Genomic DNA, 18,567 nt, shown 5'->3' on the forward strand with positions numbered 1-18,567 from the left:
TTGGGTCTGGATGACAGCCGGCGGTGTTTCCATCGCCGTGATCATGACCATCGGCCTGTTAGCTGTCATTGCCACACGTGGTCTGGCGCACTTCTGGCCAGCCGATGTAATTGAATCTACTTATCAAATCCCGGGCGAAGCGCCACGGGTGATGGCCGGTGAACTGGTGCAGGCTGAAGAAGTCCCGCGTGCTCGTCTGGCGGCTGCCGGCTTGCCGGTGGATGTCAAAGGCGGCGAGTTCATGACCCGTGAACTGTTCAAGGTCGGTAACCGTGATGTGTACGGCGCGGACTTCAGCTGGGTGGTCGATGAGTGGATGAGCGACAAGAAGACCCCAGAGAAGATGGTGGTGATGGAGCGCCGTGAGTGGGGCAACTTCTACGGCTATCTGGTCAATGTCAAAGAGTCCGGCAATTTGGTGGCGGAGGGCGATGCAGCATGGGATGAGCTGCAAAAGCGCATCACCCGCATCGACGAGCTGCATGCCGAGATCAGCAAACTTGAGAAGAAAGACATCGGCCGCATCAACTACGGCTTGGAAGGCCTGCGCCTGAAAAAGCGCAGCCTCGAACTCAAGGATGAACTCAGCCCGGCTGCTCAGGCGGATCTCGACGCTGAGCGTGCGCAGTGGGATGCCGAGTACAAAGTGCTCGAAACCCAACTGGTCGCGCTCAACAAAGAGTTCAATCGCGACACCGTAACAGTGAAGACTGTTGATGGCCGCGAGCAGGAAATCAGCTTGGGCAAAGTGGTTCGTGCCTATCAGCCTAACGCCATGGGCATTGGCCAGAAACTGAGCTTCTATGGCGCCAAGGTGTGGGAGTTCGTCAGCGATGATCCGCGTGAGGCCAACACCGAAGGCGGTATCTTCCCGGCGATTTTCGGCACCATCATGATGACCTTGATCATGGCGGTCATCGTTACCCCGTTTGGTGTACTGGCGGCGATATACCTGCGTGAATACGCCAAGCAAGGGCCGCTGACCCGCACGATCCGTATCGCGGTAAACAACCTTGCCGGGGTTCCGGCGATTGTTTACGGGGTGTTTGGTTTGGGCTTCTTCGTCTATGTACTGGGCGGCTCGCTCGACCGGATCTTCTTCCCCGAGGCCGCACCGGCACCTACTTTCGGTACGCCTGGCTTGTTATGGGCATCGCTGACGCTGGCTATTCTGGCGGTACCCGTGGTGATTGTGGCGACCGAAGAAGGCCTGGCACGGATTCCCCGCGCCCTGCGTGAAGGCTCATTGGCGCTCGGCGCAACCAAGGCTGAAACCCTGTGGAAAGTGGTGCTGCCAATGGCCAGCCCGGCGATGATGACCGGTCTGATTCTGGCGGTTGCCCGCGCAGCCGGTGAAGTGGCACCGCTGATGCTGGTGGGCGTGGTCAAGCTGGCGCCGTCGTTGCCGGTTGATGGCAACTACCCCTACTTGCACCTCGACCAGAAGATTATGCACCTGGGCTTCCATATTTATGACGTTGGCTTCCAGAGCCCTAACGTCGAGGCTGCCCGCCCGTTGGTATACGCCACAGCGCTGTTGCTGGTGCTGGTGATTGCGCTGCTTAACCTCAGCGCGGTATTCATCCGTAACCACCTGCGCGAGAAGTACAAGGCGCTGGATCATTAATCATTTTTTCGCAGATGCCCGCATCTGCGCAGATAGAAACCGCTGAAACCTGATTGCCTGAGTTTCAGTGGTTTCTCAACAAATTGTTAGCGTAGGGAGCATCCCATGCAGCACGGAACACCCACACACGGTATCGACATTTCAGCCCTTGGCCGCGAAAAGCAGAGCCTTGATCTCGCCTCGGAAACGACCGCGATCGAAGTGCCGGGCCTGAACCTCTATTACGGCGACAAGCAGGCACTGTTTGACGTCAGCCTGAACATTCCGAAGAAGCGTGTTACTGCCTTCATCGGTCCGTCGGGTTGCGGCAAGTCGACCCTGTTGCGCACCTTCAACCGCATGAATGACCTGGTTGATGGTTGCCGCGTTGAAGGTGAAGTGAACCTCGACGGCACCAACATCTACCGTAAGGGCGAAGACGTTGCCGACCTGCGTCGTCGCGTCGGCATGGTGTTCCAGAAGCCGAACCCATTTCCGAAAAGCATCTATGAAAACGTGGTCTACGGCCTGCGTATTCAAGGCGTGAACCAGAAGCGCATTCTCGATGAAACCGTTGAGTGGGCACTGAAAAGTGCAGCGCTGTGGGATGAAGTAAAAGACCGTCTGCACGAGTCGGCATTGGGCATGTCCGGTGGTCAGCAACAGCGTCTGGTGATCGCGCGTACCGTTGCGGTACAGCCAGAAGTTCTACTGCTCGATGAGCCTTGCTCAGCCCTCGATCCGATCTCGACGCTGAAAGTTGAAGAGCTGATCTACGAACTGAAATCCAAGTACACCATCGTCATCGTGACCCACAACATGCAACAGGCGGCGCGGGTTTCCGACTACACCGCGTTCATGTACATGGGCAAGTTGATCGAGTACGGCGACACCGATACGTTGTTCACTAATCCAGACAAAAAGCAGACCGAGGATTACATCACCGGTCGCTACGGTTGATGATCGCTTCGGCCCCTTTCAGGCGCACTGAGCGGCGGCAGGCCTTGCCGTACTGGGCGTGCTGTCTGCGGCCAGCCTTCTTGCTCGGCACTGCCTGACAGGGCCCGACTCCGGCGAAGCGCCCAAGGCTTGAGCCCTTGGATCAAGCGTCGGGTTTGACTTTGACGAGTAGCGTTTTGGCAGTGGGTTTGAGATTTGGCTTTCGGTTTTTTGGGTTTAACTAATTTCGCGTCGCAAGGGCTTGAGCATGATTAATAAAGACAGTCTTACCCATCACATTTCTCAGCAGTTCAATGCGGAGTTGGAAGAGGTGCGCAGCCATCTTCTGGCGATGGGTGGGCTGGTTGAGAAGCAGGTTAACGATGCGGTGACTTCGCTTATTGAAGCGGATTCCGGTCTGGCGCAGCAGGTGCGCGAGATGGATGAGCAAATCAATAAGATGGAAACCAACATCGACGAAGAGTGCCTGCGCATTCTTGCCCGTCGCCAGCCGGCGGCGTCTGATTTGCGACTGATCATCAGCATCTCCAAGTCGGTAATCGACCTGGAGCGCATTGGTGATGAGGCCAGCAAGATCGCCAAACGCGCCATCGAGTTGTGCGAAGAAGGCGAAGCGCCGCGTGGTTATGTTGAGGTTCGCCACATTGGTGATCAGGTACGTCGCATGGTGCAGGAGTCGCTCGATGCCTTTGCCCGCTTCGACGCTGATCTGGCACTGAGCGTTGCCCAGTACGACAAGACCATCGACCGCGAGTACAAGACGGCGCTGCGTGAGCTGGTGACCTACATGATGGAAGACCCGCGTTCGATTACCCGCGTGTTGAGCATTATCTGGGTGTTGCGCTCGCTCGAACGTATCGGCGACCACGCGCGCAATATCTCCGAGCTGGTGATTTATCTGGTACGCGGTACCGATGTTCGCCACATGGGCCTCAAGCGCATGGCGGAAGAAGTTGAAGGCACCGCCAGCAACCCAGACAACAAAGCCCAATAAGCTTTTTAGCGGCCTCTCATACGCAAGTTGAGGGGCTGCTAATTTATACTGCGATAGCGCTGGTGTTTTTAGCTGCACTGCCGATACCTTGCAGGTAACTGTTTGCAAGGTAGGTCTGATGAGCAAAGTCCGAGTGCTGGTAATTGATGACGCCAACTTCATCCGCGATCTGGTGAAGAAGGCGTTGCGCGACCATCTGCCCGGCGTGCAGATCGAAGAAGCGATTAACGGGCGCAAAGCCCAGCAGTTGCTCAATCGCCAACCTGTAGAGCTGATCCTGTGTGACTGGGAAATGCCGGAAATGTCCGGCCTTGAGCTACTCACCTGGTGCCGTGGACAAGACAGTCTGAAGACCACGCCGTTCATCATGGTTACCAGCCGCGGTGACAAAGAGAACGTGGTGCAGGCCATTCAGGCCGGTGTTTCCGACTTCATCGGCAAGCCGTTCTCCAATGAACAACTGATCACCAAGGTTAAAAAGGCCCTGCATCGTTCCGGCGTTTTGCAGAATCTGGAGCCACGCACGCCACCGAAAATACTCAGCAGTGGCTCTTTCGCCAATGACTCGCTGTCGGCATTGACCGCCGGTAAGACCGAAAGCGCGGCGCCCCCAAGCGCTGCGCCGACGCAGGCGCGTGAGTCTGTTGCACCGCCAATACCGAAGAAGACGGCCGCCGGTTACGGTCAGGGTCAGTTGCGCCTGGCTGATTCAAGCACGGCTTGCGTGATCAAGGCGCTGAGCCTCAAGGAAGCCTTGCTGGTGGTCAAGCGCACTGAGTCGTTGCCGCAAGTGCTGGCCAGCGCAGTGCTGGATCTGGAGCAGGGCGATAACGCCGAAGTTGCCCGCTTGAATGGTTACCTGCATGCCGTTGCCGCCTTCGAGCCGAAGCCGGACAGCGAATGGCTGCAACTGACGCTACGCTTTGTTGACAGCGATGCGCAGAAACTCGATTACCTGTCGCGCATGATCGCTCGCGGCTCCCCGCAAAAGCACTTCATCCCCGGAGCTTGAGAACGCCTTGCAGGTGAGTTGCGCAACTCACAGCTTGCCCACTGGTGCAAACCACCGGTTTGGGGTTTTTGCTGCGGCCAATGGCGAATAGGTAGATCGTGCGATTTGGCGAGGGTGACAAAACAAGGCCCGCATTGCGCGGGCCTTGTTTTAGCGATTAGCTTGCAAGCATGCGTCCGCATTCTTCCAGATTGATGTGCCAGCTCATGGCCTCGCGCAGCAAGTGCGGGGTATGGCCGCCCTTGGCGCACGCACGATCGAAATAATCCTGCAGCGGAGCGCGGAAGTCCGGGTGCACGCAGTTTTCGATAATTGCCCGGGCCCGTTCGCGCGGTGCCAGACCGCGTAGATCCGCCAGCCCTTGTTCGGTGACCAGAATGTCGACGTCGTGTTCGGTGTGGTCAACATGGCTGACCATTGGCACCACACTGGAGATCGCGCCAGCTTTGGCAATCGACTTGGTGACGAAGATCGCCAAGTGCGCATTACGGGCGAAGTCACCCGAGCCGCCAATGCCATTCATCATCTTGGTGCCGCCCACGTGAGTCGAGTTGACGTTACCGTAGATGTCGAACTCCAGCGCCGTGTTGATCCCGATGATGCCCAGACGGCGAACCACTTCCGGATGATTGGAAATTTCCTGCGGGCGCAGTACCAGTTTGTCTTTGTACTTATCCAGATTGCCGAACACATCGGCATTGCGCCGGCCCGACAAGGTGATCGAACTGCCCGAGGCAAAGCGCAGCTTGCCCGCGTCAATCAGGTCAAAGGTCGAGTCCTGCAGCACCTCGGAGTACATGCTCAGGTTCTCGAATGGCGAATCGATCAGACCACACATCACCGCATTGGCGATGCTGCCGATACCCGCCTGCAACGGGCCGAGTTCGTTGGTCATGCGCCCGGCAGTCACTTCGGCTTTGAAGAACTCGATCAGGTGATCGGCAATGCCCTGGGTTTCGGTGTCTGGCGGCAGCACGGTAGACGGCGAGTCTGGCTGATTGGTGATCACGATCGCGGCAATTTTCGCCGGGTCGATGGCGATGGCCGGTGTGCCGATGCGCTGTTGTACATCCGTCAGTGGAATCGGCGTGCGGGTCGGCCGATAGGTAGGGATATAAATGTCGTGCAGGCCTTCGAGATTCGGATTGTGCGCCATGTTGATCTCAACAATGATGCGCTTGGCGAAAATCGCGAAGCTGGCCGAGTTGCCCACCGAAGTGGTTGGCACAATATGGCCCTGCTCGGTGATGGCGACAGCCTCGATAACAGCAATGTCCGGCAGCTTGAGTTGGTGATTACGCAGCTGCTCGACCGTCTCCGACAGATGCTGGTCGATAAACATCACGCTGCCGTCGTTGATTGCCTTGCGCAAGGTCGAGTCCACCTGAAACGGCATGCGACGGGCCAAAACCCCGGCCTCGGTGAGTTGCTTGTCGAGATCGTTACCCAGGCTGGCGCCCGTCATCAGGGTAATTTGCAGCGGCTGCAAGCGAGCGCGCTCAGCCAATGCTTGAGGAACCGCCTTGGCTTCGCCGGCACGGGTGAAACCGCTCATGCCAACGGTCATGCCGTCTTCGATCAGCAGGGCGGCGTCGGCCGCACTCATTACTTTGTCCATCAGGGCGGGTAGGCGAACACGGTGCATGCAAAACCTCAGAACACGGCCTAAATAAAGGGCCGCAGTCTAGGCGCACCGAGCCGTAAAGCCTCTAGTACATAAGTCCAATAGCCCGCTCTATTCTGCCTGTTGTGGATGACCGGTCGTCGGTTTTGCCCGAGAGATAGCGCACAACCACGGCCCGCGCATCTCGCACCCAAACAACGGGGCTGCTAGTCTGCAAATCGGCATATCTCACCAATACATAAGATCAGAATTTTTATGCTAGGGCGTTTCATACTGTTGTGCATGATGCTGGTTGCAGCCGGGGAGGCTGCGGCTCTGACCATCTACAAATACACCGACGCGAATGGGGTGGTGACATACACCGACCAGGAAACGGCGGGTGCCAAGGTGTTCGTGTTTCGTGACCGAATGGTTGAGAAGCTGGATAACCAGGTCAAACTTGAAGTGAAAAAGCATCAGGCCGGTGAAACCCTGATTGTGCGTAACGACCTCTATGCGCCCGTGCAAATCCGACTCAATCTGAGCAACCTGAGTAATGTCACCGGCGTATCCGAAGGCCCGATTGAATGGATTCTGCAGCCCCGCAGCAAGATTCGTCTGGCCACGCTGGCAGCGCTCGACCCAACCAAGCCCTTCAAGTACAAAACCTCACTCAACTATGCGCTGGGTGATCCACGGCTGCTGCCAACCCAGAAAAAGTATCCATTACCCTGGCGCGGTGGTCCATTCCGCCTGTCTCAAGGGGCCAACGGCAAATACTCGCACTTCACCCCCAAAGGGCGTTACGCACTGGACATAGCCATGCCAGTCGGCACCCCGATTGTTGCGGCGCGCGGAGGCGTCGTGGTGAAAACCGAAAACCAGCAAAGTGGTCGCGGTAACAACCCCTCCGGCAACTACGTTCGCGTCCTCCACAGCGACGGCACAATGGGCGTTTACCTGCACCTCAAAAAGGGCTCAGTCAAAGTCCACGAAGGCCAGCACGTCAGCACCGGATCGCTCCTGGCGTTGTCCGGTAATACCGGCAACAGCAGTGGCCCGCATCTGCACTTCGTGGTGCAGCGCAACGTCGGGCTGGCGCTGGAGTCGATTCCTTTTGACTTTAATCAGCCCGTGAATTCGCTACCGAACTTTGCCGTAGGCGGCGACTAGATCGCTTCGAGGGGCTGTGAGCGTGTGATGCTGCGTTACTGCACAGCTCATTTGGTAGACCAAACTTCGCTGCTTGCGCCTTGCCTCACCCAGCCCACAGACCCTCGATATTTTTAATAGAGGGCATGGGCGCTGGTTGGGCTGAGCAGATCTTAATGCCTTAGTTTTGTGTTGCTCTGTTCGCAGGCCTTCCTTTTATGTTCTGGATAGAGGGCGGGGCGGCGTCGCGCTTATTTTGGGTGTTTGAGCGGAGCAGGGAGTATTTATTCCTGAGCTGCGGGTGTTAGTTGTTCTTTGCAGTATTCGACGAACAACTGCGCGGGTTTGGTTAGTTGTGAGCGTTTTAGCCAGGCGGCGATCAGGCCGGAGCCGGTGACGGCGTCGGCGATGTCGACGGTGACGACTTTCTGGCCGTCGTAGGTGCATTCGGAGTGCGGTTTGGTGACCAGCACCGAGAAGCCGAAACCTTGGCCGACCATGCCGCGGACCATCTCTATCGAGGGTGAGCTGAAGCCGATGTTCGGGTTCAGCCCAAGTTCTTCGAACAGGCTGACGAAGTAGGTACGGCTGGGCTGTACGTCGAGCAGGATCATGGGTTCGAGGACCAGATCACGCAGGGAAACCTTGGCTTGCTGGGCGAAGCGATGGCCCGCAGGCAGCAGCGCGTAGGGCGGCTGCGGCGGCATCAGAGGTGCGGTTTCGATGGTGGCGTCGAGGTCGTGGTCGTAAACAATTGCCAGGTCGAAGCGTCCGGCGGTCAGTCCTTGTACCAGTTCCTGTTGTTCGCCATCGAAGATGCGAATTTCAACGCCGGGATAGAGTTTGCGAAAGCCGGCAATCAGGCGCGGCAGGTAGAGCGGGGCGACGGTTTCGAAGCAGCCGATGTCGATCTGGCCGCTGACTACATCGTTATCGGCGAGGGCGTTTTGCTCGAACTCGTGCGACATGCGCAGCAGTTCCTGAGCCTTGCGGTAAAAGCGTGCGCCACTCGGTGTGAGTGACACGCCCTGAGCGTGGTGACGGATGAACAGCTGCACGCCAAAGCTTTCTTCCAGGCCTTTGATGGCGGTCGAAATCGACGGCTGGGCGATGTACAGCTTGCGGGAAGCCTCGGCCACACTGCCGCATTCGACGGTGGTTACAAAGTATTTGAGTTGACGCAGGGTATAGGTTGCCACGGTTAGCCTCGAACGTGCCTCTGAGAAGTCTCAGGATGGGGCACGGGGTTAGTCACTATCTGCAGTTTGCATTGATCAGGTTCAAGCAAGGAGTGCGCCTTGCTGCCTGTGGATAACCCTCAATGCGCTGGTTTTATTGGGTTTGGTATTTATTGCCGCGCGGTAACGGCTATTGGGAAACTGACGCTACTGTCGCGACCGCTGTGTTATGCACAATAACCCAGCATGGCGCACTTTGTTGGTGCTTGCCTGACCAGTTTTTTCATATACCCCGAAGACATATTTACTAATTTTCCTTCTTGGCCGCTTGAGCCACCATCTGCCTCATCGTAATTCAACTCGCCAGTACGCTTTGAATGTGGCACGGGAAGGGGATGTGAAAGTGTTGGAACTGACTGATTGGCAACAACGCGCTCAAGCGCTGAGTTTCATCGACAAGGCGCTGATCAATGGCGAGTTTGTAACGGCCGAGTCGGGTGCCACTTTTGCCTCGGTCAACCCGGCCACTAATGAGTTGCTGGCCAATGTTGCAGCGTGCAGCGCAGGCGACGTTGATCGCGCTGTGAGTGTTGCTCGTGACACGTTCGAGAACGGTCCCTGGGCGCGTATGGCACCGGTTGAGCGCAAGCAGGTTTTGCTCAAGCTGGCTGATTTGATGATGGCCAATCGCGAAGAGCTGGCGCTGCTCGACTCGTTGAACATGGGCAAGCCGGTGATGGATGCCTGGAACATTGATGTGCCGGGTGCGGCTAACGTGTTTAGCTGGTACGCCGAGAGCGTCGACAAGATCTACGATCAGGTCGCGCCTAGCGCTAGCAATGTACTGGCCACGATTACCCGCGAGCCGCTGGGCGTAATCGCCGCCGTTGTGCCGTGGAATTTCCCGCTGGATATGGCCGCCTGGAAGCTGGCGCCGGCGCTGGCTGCCGGTAACTCGGTGATTCTGAAACCCGCCGAGCAGTCGCCATTCTCGGCGTTGCGTCTTGGTCAGCTGGCGCTGGAGGCGGGCGTTCCGCCGGGCGTATTCAACGTGCTGCCGGGGCTGGGCGAAGTCACTGGCAAGGCCTTGGGCCTGCACATGGATGTCGATTGCCTGGTGTTTACCGGTTCGACCGAAGTGGGCAAATACTTCATGCAATACGCCGCGCAGTCCAACCTCAAGCAGGTGTGGCTGGAGTGTGGCGGCAAGAGCGCCAATCTGGTGTTTGCTGACTGTCAGGACCTCGACCTGGCAGCGGAAAAAGCGGCGTTCGGTATCTTTTTCAATCAGGGCGAGGTGTGCACGGCCAACTCGCGCTTGCTGGTTGAGCGCTCGGTTCACGATGAGTTTGTCGAGCGGCTGATCGCCAAGTCTCGCCAATGGCTGCCAGGTGACCCGCTGAATCCGGCGAGCACCGCGGGTGCGATTGTTGATAGTCGTCAGACCACGCAAATTATCGCCGCGATTGAAACCGCTCGCAGCGAAGGGGCGCAGGTTGTCTGTGGCGGCAAGCAAAGCAGCCATAACGGTTCGAGCAACTTCGTTGAACCGACGATTATCTGTGGCGTTAGCAACGACATGCGCATTGCCCGCGAAGAGGTATTTGGGCCGGTGCTGGCGGTGATTCCGTTCGATGACGAAGACGAGGCAATTCGCCTTGCCAATGACTCGATCTACGCGCTCGCCGCTTCTGTGTGGAGTGATGATTTGAACCGCGCTCATCGTGTTGCCCGCAAGCTGCGCGCCGGCACGGTGTCGGTGAATACCGTGGATGCGCTGGATGTCACCGTACCGTTTGGCGGCGGCAAGCAATCCGGCTTTGGCCGCGATCTGTCGCTGCATTCATTTGATAAATATACCCAGCTGAAGACCACCTGGTTTCAGCTGCGATAAGGCGATCGGCCTAACGATGCCAATCCCGAGAACTGTGTAGAGGAGCCTTGCAATGACTGCCCCGATCAACCCGCAACGTACCACCGAAGATTATCAGGCACTGGATGCTGCTCACCATATCCATGCCTTTGTTGACCAGAAGGCGCTGAATGAAGAAGGCGCACGGGTCATGGTCAAAGGTGAAGGCCTGAGCCTTTGGGATAACGACGGCAAGCGTTACCTCGACGGGATGTCCGGGCTGTGGTGCACCAATCTGGGCTATGGCCGCAAAGACCTCGCGGCCGCTGCGACGCGCCAGCTGGAGCAGCTGCCTTACTACAACATGTTCTTCCACACCACGCACCCGGCGGTTATCGAGCTGTCCGAGTTGCTGTTCAGCTTGTTGCCGAGCCACTACAGCCACGCCATTTACACCAACTCGGGTTCCGAGGGTAACGAAGTACTGATCCGCACCGTGCGCCGTTACTGGCAGGTGCTCGGCAAGCCGCAGAAGAAGATCATGATTGGCCGTTGGAACGGCTATCACGGCTCAACTCTGGCCAGCACCGCGCTGGGCGGCATGGGCTTCATGCACGAAATGGGCGGCATGCTGCCGGACTTTGCGCACATCGGTGAGCCTTACTATTTCGCCGATGGCGGCGACATGACCCCGGCAGAATTCGGCCTCAAGTCGGCGCGTGAACTGGAAAGCAAAATCCTCGAACTGGGCGCCGAGAACGTGGCGGCATTCGTGGCCGAACCGTTCCAGGGCGCTGGTGGCATGATCTTCCCGCCGGAATCCTACTGGCCGGAAATTCAGCGTATTTGCCGCAAGTACGACGTGCTGCTGTGCGCCGATGAAGTGATCGGTGGCTTTGGCCGCACCGGCGAATGGTTCGCTCACCAGCACTTCGGTTTCGAACCCGACACCCTGACCATCGCCAAGGGCCTGACCAGCGGCTACATCCCAATGGGCGGCCTGATTCTGAGCAAGCGCATGGCTGAAGTACTGGTCGAGCAAGGCGGAGTTTTTGCCCACGGCCTGACTTATTCCGGTCACCCGGTTGCAGCAGCGGTGGCGATTGCCAACCTCAAGGCAATCCGCGATGAGCAGATCGTCACGCAGGTGAAGAACGACACCGGCCCGTATCTGCACAAAGCCCTGCAAGAGAACTTTGCCAACCATCCGCTGATTGGTGAAATTCAGGGCACTGGTTTGGTTGCGGCGTTGCAGTTCAGCGAAGACAAAGCCAGCCGCAAACGCTTCGCCAATGAGGGCGACCTCACCTGGAAATGCCGTACCTACGGCTTTGAGGAAGGGGTGATTATCCGCTCGACTCTGGGCCGCATGATCATGGCGCCGGCGCTGGTTGCCAATCACGCTGATATTGACGAGCTGGTCGAGAAAACCCGCCGCGCCGTCGACCGTACTGCCCGCGATCTGGGCCTGCTGTAACCCTCCAAAAAGCCCCGTCAGAGGGCATATGCGATAACAAGGCGCCTGTCATCACGACAGGCGCCATGGAGAAACTTTGGCCTTTGGCCTGCTCTGCCACATTTAAACCAATAACAAGCCGAGAGGCTGTGGGAGTGCTCCATGAAGAAGACCTTGCGTAAAACACTCACCCGTTCCATCGCCTGCGCCGCTCTGGCCGCTGGCGTCAGTGCTACCGCTCAGGCGGGTACGCTGGAGATCGGCCACACCACTTGGGTAGGTTACGGCACCTTGTATCTGGCGCGTGATCTGGGCTACTTCAAGGAACAAGGCCTCGATGTAAAACTCACCACCATCGAAGAGGCAGCCATGTACATGGCGGCTCAGGCGTCCGGCCAGTTGTCGGGCTCGGCTTCGACGCTGGACGAGGTGCTCAAGTACCGCAACAAGGATTTCTGTTTCAAGGCGGTTGCCGCGCTGGATGAGAGCTATGGCGGCGATGGCGTTCTGGTCGGCAACGACGTGAACAGCCTGAGTGATCTCAAGGGCAAGTCGGTGGCGGTCAACGAGGGCTCGGTTTCGCAGTTCTGGTTGTCGTATTTGCTCAAGCAGCAAGGCATGAAAATGTCTGATCTGGATATCCAGAACATGACCGCCGATGACGCCGCTACCGCGTTTATCGCCGGCCGCATTCCGGCGGCTGTGACGTGGGAGCCGCATTTGTCGATGGTGCGCGCCAAAGGCGAAGGCAAAGTGCTGGTCGACAGCAGTAAAACACCAGGCGTAATTGTCGATGTCGTGGCGTTGTCCTGCGACGTGATCGACAAGCAACCGGACGATGTGAAGGCGCTGGTGACTGGCTTGTACAAGGCGGTTGAGTACACCAAAGAGCATCCCGAAGACGCCTACAAGATCATGGCCAAGGGCGTGGGTGGTTATCTTTCCGATCCGGCTGAGCTGGCGGAAGCAGCGAAGGGCGTGCGTTTCTATGACCAGGCGATGAGCGAGAAACTGCTCGGCACCGCAGGCAAGGAAGGCGATATCAGCACCATCATCAAGATGGCTAACGAGACGTGGAGCGAGCTGCAAGGCAAGACTTACAACGTTGCCTATGACGAGTTGGTCGACAACAGTTTCGTCACCCAGTAAGCGTCTTTCGTGCGCAGCGCCACGGCACTGCGCACGGCTGCTATTTCTTAGCCTGATGTGGAGGTGGCGCAATGGCCACGCAAAAATCCTGGGTGCAGCGCTGCCTGACGCCCAAGGTCGATCTGCCGCATAAACTCACCCTTGCCGCCGGCGCACTCTGCTGGATTGTGGTGTTTGGTCTGTGGGCGATTCTTTCTTATGGCGGCATGGTGCCGAGCATGTTCCTGCCAACGCCCGGCGATGTAATCAACGCCGGTGTACGCCTCGCGAGTGATGGCACGCTGGGCAAGCATGTGTTCGCCAGTGTTGAAGTGGTGGTTATCGGCTTTGTTGTTTCATCGCTGGTCGCTGTACCGCTGGGGTTGCTGATGGGCAGCTTCCGTATTGTTCAGGCGGTGCTTGAGCCGCTGGTCAACTTTATCCGTTACTTGCCAGTGACCTCATTCGTGCCGCTGTTTATCTTGTGGATCGGCATCGGTCTTGAGCAGCGTGTCACGGTGATTATCTTCGGTGTGTTCTTCCAGCAACTGGTGATGATTGCCGACGTGTCCAAAGGCATTTCCAAAGACCTGCTCAACGCCAGCTACACCCTCGGCGCGAGCCGTCGTGATGTGGTCCTGCATGTCTTGGGCCCGGCATCGTTGCCAGGCGTGCTCGACACCCTGCGCGTGACCATGGGCTGGGCCTGGACGTATCTGGTGGTGGCCGAACTGGTAGCCGCATCCAGTGGCCTTGGCTACATCAGCCTCAAGGCCATGCGCGGCTTCCAGGTGGATGTAATTTTCCTGGCGATTGCGATTATTGGTTTGCTCGGTCTGATGACCGATCAACTGTTCCGAATTCTCCGATTGAAGGTGGCGTCATGGGCTCAGTAGCAGCGATGCAACTCGAACTTCCTACCTCGCTCACAGCGCCGGATACAGCGCCCGCGCGACTGCGTGTAGACAACGTCAGCCTGCGCTATCGCACGCCGTCGGGCAGTACGTTCAGCGCGCTGGAAAATGTCTCTTTCGAGGTGCCGGATCAGCAGTTTGCGGTCATCGTCGGGCCGTCCGGTTGCGGCAAGTCCAGCCTGTTGTATCTCACCGCCGGTCTTGCTGAACCGAGTGACGGTGAAATCTATGTGGGCGGCGCCAAGGTCGACGGGCCCGGTGCAGATCGCGGCATGGTGTTCCAGAGTTACACTCTGTTCCCGTGGCTGACCGTGCGCGAGAACATTGAATTTGGCCTCAAGCGCAAACGGATTGCCGCTGCCGAGCGCAAGGAAATTGTTGATTTCTATCTCAATGAAGTCGGCCTTAATAACTTTGCCGATAACTATCCAAAGCAACTGTCGGGCGGGATGATGCAGCGTGTGGCAATTGCCCGTGCGCTGGCCAATGATCCGCAAATTTTGCTGATGGACGAACCATTCGGTGCGCTCGACAGCCAAACCCGCATGCAGATGCAGCAATTGCTGCTGCGCATTTGGGAGCACAGCAAAAAGACAGTGGTGTTCGTCACGCACGATATCGACGAGGCTGTGCTACTGGGCGATCGGGTGTATGTGATGGGCGCCCGGCCGGGGCGGATCAAGGAAATCCTCGATGTGCCTATCGAGCGGCCACGGACCATGGACATGGTCATGGAACCGGATTTTATCCGCATGAAGCGCCAGATCCTCGGGTTACTTCACGATGATCTGCAAGAGGCGCATTAAGTTATAGCAAGACTGCGTGTCGGGTTATCCGCAGCTACGTGCTGGCTGTGGATAACCCGAGTCGCCCGATGGCTGTTATCAGTCAAGAAATTGCAGGTTCAGGCTCATGAAAACTTGCCATTCAGGCTGGCCAGGCCCTCTGTCGGCAACTGATACCTGTGGCTCGATGAAAAAGTTGTAGACCGTTTTCTTCTGCTTGAATACCTGGCCGATACCGAGACCCAGCGGCACGCTGTAGTTGTCGTTCTCGATGTTATAGGTCCAGATCGGCGCCGCCCGCAGGTACGTGCCGCCGCCGAGTTGGTAGAAGGCGAATGGCTGGAACGCCGCTATATTCACGTCCTCGCGACTTTCATTGCCGGCGAAGCTTTGTTGCCACGACAACAAGTAGCCGTATTGAAATTTGGGCGAGCTGGCATTGAACAGCACGTTAACCAAACCCCCTGACCACTTCTCACTGCCGAGTTCGTCATCGGTTGCGGTGCGCGCGGTCAATTGTGGGCCCACACCAAAGCTGACAGCAGGATCGCCAGTGTCGATCAGGTAGGCGGCAAACAGGTTCAGGTCACCAATACCTGTGGTGCGACCACTGCTGGTTGCAGACGGGAAACTGTTGATCGGTAACGAGGCACGCAACAACCAATTGCTTTCACCAACGCTGAAGGGCTTGGCGTAGCGAAACCAGAACTGGTCGGCTGACTTATCCGATTCGGTAAGTTCGCCGATATAGTAGTTCTGCAGGTTGAATGCCGTCATATTGGCGAGCGGGTTGTTCGCTTGCGCGGCGGAGTCGGTGGTCTCTTCTGCTGAAAGCGCGCCTTGAGAAAGCGCTAAAGCAGCGGCAGCAAGGGGGTATTTGAGCCTCGTAATCATCGCGTGAGTCCTTTTGTTTCCAGTCAAAAATTCGCAATTCCAGTGCACGGATCAAGCGTTAACTGCCCACAAATTAGCTTGGGCTTTGGGCGCTTTCAATGATTAGTTCAGATTAGACTCTTTCAGAATGAGTGTCGGAAAAAGTCTGAACTAAAGTGCTGTTGAGGCCAGACAGCACTTAGTTCACAGGCAGGAAGTTGCGGTTCTGACAAAGGCTCAGCGCCTTTGTTATCAGTCGACTTTGAGGACTTTGGCGAGGATTATCTTCGGCCCTTTCATTTTCTTAACGATGATGCGCAAGCCATCGCTTTCGATCACTTCTTCTTCCTCTGGCATGCGCTTGAGGGTTTCGTAGATCAGGCCGGCCAGCGTTTCTGCGTCGAGGTGGTCTAGGTCGATGCCGAGCAGGCGTTCAATCTTGAACAGCGGTGTATCGCCGCGTACCAACAATTTGCCTGGCTGATAGGCGACGATGCCGCGCTCGGTTTTGCGGTGTTCATCCTGAATGTCGCCGACCAGTGCTTCGAGCACGTCTTCCATGGTCAGGTAGGCGATAACCTTGCCGTCGGCTTCCTCGACCAGCGCAAAGTGCGAGCCACCCTGACGGAACTGTTCGAGCAGATTCGACAGCGGCATATGCCGGCTGACGCGTTCGATCGGGTGCATCAACTCGCTGATATTCAGCGCCGACGGGAGCATTTCCAGCAGCGACAAGTGCAGCAGCAAGTCTTTGATATGCAGCACGCCGACATAGTCTTCGCGTTCGCTGTCGTACACCGGATAGCGGCTGTATTTGTGCCGGCGAAATACCGAGAACACTTCATCCAGCGGCGCCTTCAGGTCGATATGCACCAGGTCTTCACGTGAGTTGGCCCAGTCAACCACTTCCAGTTCACCCAGCTCGACGGCCGAAGCCAGCACACGCATGTCCTGATCGTTGGGGTCTCTGGCGCGGCTTGAGTGGAGGATCAGTTTCAGCTCATCGCGGCTGTAGTGATGGTCGTGATGCGGGCCGGGTTCACCCTGACCGGCCACCCGCAAAATCGCGTTGGCGCTGGCGTTGAGCAGGAAAATCGCCGGGTACATGGCCCAGTAGAACAGGTACAACGGTCCTGCTGTCCACAGCGACAGCAGCTCGGGTTTGCGGATGGCCCATGACTTGGGCGCAAGCTCGCCGACCACGATGTGCAGGTACGAAATAATGAAGAAGGCGGTGAAGAAAGCGATACCGCTGACCAGCTTCGGCGAGTCGATCCCGATGCTGCCAAGCAGTGGCTCGATCAGGTGCGCGAACGCCGGCTCACCGACCCAGCCAAGGCCGAGCGATGCCAGGGTAATACCCAGTTGGCAGGCAGAAAGATAAGCGTCGAGTTGATTGTGTACGGTGCGCAGAATGTGCCCGCGCCAGCCGTGTTTGGCGGCAAGGCTTTCCACTTTGGTCGAGCGTAGCTTGACCATGGCGAACTCGGCGGCAACAAAGAAGCCGTTGAGAAACACCAGAAAAATAGCGAACAGAACAAGCCCGAAATCGGCGAAGTAGGATGCAGCAGAGTAACTAGAGGAGGGGTCCATTAGGGTTTCAGTTGGCCAATGAGGACATTAGATTGGGGGCTTTGGCCCGGCTTTTCAAGAGCCAGATGCGCAAGTCAGATGCCTGAACGGATTTACCGTTACAGACACCTGCTGACGCATCAGTTGGCTATTGGTTACGCCGGACCATCTGCGCGCTGGGGAAATGGCAGGTGAACGTGCTGCCCTTGCCCTGCGTGCTGCTGATGTCGAGCGTGCCGCGATGGCGCAGCAATACGTGCTTCACAATCGCCAGACCGAGTCCGGTGCCGCCTGTGTTGCTGGCGCGGCTGGAGTCGACCCGATAGAAACGCTCGGTCAGGCGTGGCAAATGTTTGGCCTCAATGCCCAGCCCCGTGTCTTTGACCTCCATGTGCGCGCCGCGCTCATCGCCCCACCAGCGGATGTGGATTTCGCCTTCGTCCGGGGTGTACTTGACCGCATTGAACACCAGATTGGAAAACGCACTGCGCAACTCGGCCTCGCTGCCTTTGAGCTTGAGATGCGGGTCTGCCTCCAGCGTGATGCGATGATGGCGCTCAGCCGACAAGGCCTGCGCATCGTTCTTGATCGACAGCAGCATCAGGTCGATCGTCACCGGCGCGTTATCCGACGGATAGTCTGTGGCCTCGAGCTTGGCCAGCAGGAGCAAGTCATTGAGCAGATTCTGCATGCGCCCACCTTGCTGCTGCATCTGTTGCAGCGCCCGCAGCCAGCGCGGATTGATGGCGTCCACGTTGTCGAGCAAGGTTTCGAGGTAACCGGAAATCACCGTCAGTGGCGTGCGCAACTCATGCGATACGTTGGCGACGAAGTCTTTGCGCATCTGCTCCAGCTGGTGCAGGCGGGTCACGTCGCGCACCAACATCAAGTGCTCACGGTTGCCGTATTGGGTGATATGGAACTGCAAGCGGCGGCGGTCATTGACCGGCGAAGGCAGGTCCAGCGGCTCGGCGTAGTTCTCGCCGTCGAAGTATTCCTTGAAGCGCGGATCACGCACCAGATTGGTAATCGGCTGGCCGCTGTCTTGTGGAGTTTTAAGCCCGAGCAGGGTTTCGGCGGCAATGTTCCACCAATCCAGATTGCCATCGCTGTCGAGCATCACTACGGCGTCTTTAAGCGCGGTGGTGGATTCCTGTACCCGGTCGATCACCGCTTGCAGGCGGCCACGCACGCGTTGGTCGCGACGTTGCAGGTGGTAGATGCTGTCGAACACTTCGCCCCAAAGGCCGTAGCCCACGGGCGGCGCTTCGTCGCCTTGCTGGGTCTTCAGCCATTCATGCAGGCGCAGCAGTTGGCGGAGGTTCCAGAACAGGTAAATGCTCAGGCCTGCGAGCAGGGACCATGCGTAATAGCCCGTCACCATGCCGACCAGTGAACTGACGAGTACGATCAGGATTACGCGTCGGATGATGATTGCACGCCAGTTTTGATTCACTTAGAGCTCATCCGCCAATTAGTCCT

Annotated in this window: 15 protein-coding genes; 10 read left to right on the plus strand and 5 right to left on the minus strand. The window is 57.5% G+C overall.

The window, feature by feature from the left end:
• Nucleotides 1-10: 10 nt before the first annotated feature.
• The 4 genes from pstA (at nt 11) to FEZ62_RS08350 (ending at nt 4,572) form a co-directional block, all read left to right on the plus strand.
• Complete coding sequence (gene pstA, locus FEZ62_RS08335) at nt 11-1,627, plus strand: phosphate ABC transporter permease PstA (RefSeq protein ID WP_172927584.1); 1,617 nt, start codon at nt 11-13, stop codon at nt 1,625-1,627.
• Nucleotides 1,628-1,732: 105 nt separating this feature from the next.
• Nucleotides 1,733-2,566 carry a phosphate ABC transporter ATP-binding protein PstB gene (gene pstB, locus FEZ62_RS08340; protein WP_090512345.1) on the plus strand — a complete coding sequence of 278 codons (834 nt, stop codon included), beginning with the start codon at nt 1,733-1,735 and terminating at the stop codon, nt 2,564-2,566.
• Between the two features lie 247 nt (nt 2,567-2,813).
• A complete protein-coding gene (gene phoU, locus FEZ62_RS08345; protein WP_172927386.1) occupies nt 2,814-3,560 on the plus strand; it encodes a phosphate signaling complex protein PhoU in 747 nt (248 codons plus the stop codon).
• Between the two features lie 118 nt (nt 3,561-3,678).
• Nucleotides 3,679-4,572 (plus strand): response regulator, encoded by an 894-nt coding sequence (locus tag FEZ62_RS08350; protein ID WP_172927387.1) that lies wholly within the window; start codon nt 3,679-3,681, stop codon nt 4,570-4,572.
• Nucleotides 4,573-4,729: 157 nt separating this feature from the next.
• On the opposite strand, the gene FEZ62_RS08355 is transcribed toward FEZ62_RS08350, so the two are convergent.
• A complete protein-coding gene (locus FEZ62_RS08355) occupies nt 4,730-6,217 on the minus strand; it encodes an acetyl-CoA hydrolase/transferase family protein (protein ID WP_172927388.1) in 1,488 nt (495 codons plus the stop codon).
• Nucleotides 6,218-6,451: 234 nt separating this feature from the next.
• Between FEZ62_RS08355 and FEZ62_RS08360 the strand changes: the two genes are divergently transcribed.
• Nucleotides 6,452-7,348 carry a M23 family metallopeptidase gene (locus FEZ62_RS08360; protein WP_069899945.1) on the plus strand — a complete coding sequence of 299 codons (897 nt, stop codon included), beginning with the start codon at nt 6,452-6,454 and terminating at the stop codon, nt 7,346-7,348.
• Between the two features lie 263 nt (nt 7,349-7,611).
• Here the strand turns inward: FEZ62_RS08360 and FEZ62_RS08365 are convergent, their stop codons facing one another.
• A complete protein-coding gene (locus FEZ62_RS08365; protein ID WP_069899944.1) occupies nt 7,612-8,526 on the minus strand; it encodes a LysR substrate-binding domain-containing protein in 915 nt (304 codons plus the stop codon).
• A gap of 382 nt (nt 8,527-8,908) precedes the next feature.
• Between FEZ62_RS08365 and FEZ62_RS08370 the strand changes: the two genes are divergently transcribed.
• The 5 genes from FEZ62_RS08370 (at nt 8,909) to FEZ62_RS08390 (ending at nt 14,661) form a co-directional block, all read left to right on the plus strand.
• The gene (locus tag FEZ62_RS08370) at nt 8,909-10,399 is read left to right on the plus strand and encodes an aldehyde dehydrogenase family protein (protein WP_172927585.1); all 1,491 of its coding nucleotides are present in this window, start codon (nt 8,909-8,911) and stop codon (nt 10,397-10,399) included.
• Between the two features lie 52 nt (nt 10,400-10,451).
• A complete protein-coding gene (locus FEZ62_RS08375) occupies nt 10,452-11,834 on the plus strand; it encodes an aspartate aminotransferase family protein (protein WP_069899943.1) in 1,383 nt (460 codons plus the stop codon).
• Between the two features lie 141 nt (nt 11,835-11,975).
• Nucleotides 11,976-12,962 carry an ABC transporter substrate-binding protein gene (locus tag FEZ62_RS08380; RefSeq protein WP_069899942.1) on the plus strand — a complete coding sequence of 329 codons (987 nt, stop codon included), beginning with the start codon at nt 11,976-11,978 and terminating at the stop codon, nt 12,960-12,962.
• 71 nt (nt 12,963-13,033) lie between these two features.
• On the plus strand, nt 13,034-13,837 hold the full coding sequence (locus FEZ62_RS08385) for an ABC transporter permease (RefSeq protein WP_172927389.1): 804 nt from the start codon (nt 13,034-13,036) through the stop codon (nt 13,835-13,837).
• 5 nt (nt 13,838-13,842) lie between these two features.
• Entirely contained in the window at nt 13,843-14,661 is an 819-nt protein-coding gene (locus FEZ62_RS08390) for an ABC transporter ATP-binding protein (protein ID WP_242454932.1), read from the plus strand.
• Between the two features lie 78 nt (nt 14,662-14,739).
• Here the strand turns inward: FEZ62_RS08390 and FEZ62_RS08395 are convergent, their stop codons facing one another.
• The 3 genes from FEZ62_RS08395 to phoR form a co-directional block, all read right to left on the minus strand.
• Nucleotides 14,740-15,534, minus strand: coding sequence for a hypothetical protein (locus tag FEZ62_RS08395; protein WP_069899939.1), 795 nt, complete (start codon nt 15,532-15,534; stop codon nt 14,740-14,742).
• A gap of 231 nt (nt 15,535-15,765) precedes the next feature.
• A complete protein-coding gene (locus FEZ62_RS08400) occupies nt 15,766-17,106 on the minus strand; it encodes a hemolysin family protein (RefSeq protein WP_090512335.1) in 1,341 nt (446 codons plus the stop codon).
• A gap of 127 nt (nt 17,107-17,233) precedes the next feature.
• Complete coding sequence (phoR, locus tag FEZ62_RS08405; protein WP_069899937.1) at nt 17,234-18,541, minus strand: phosphate regulon sensor histidine kinase PhoR; 1,308 nt, start codon at nt 18,539-18,541, stop codon at nt 17,234-17,236.
• Nucleotides 18,542-18,567 lie beyond the last annotated feature (26 nt).

It is taken from the genome of Pseudomonas sp. MS19 (assembly GCF_013277615.1).
Lineage (GTDB): Bacteria > Pseudomonadota > Gammaproteobacteria > Pseudomonadales > Pseudomonadaceae > Aquipseudomonas > Aquipseudomonas marincola.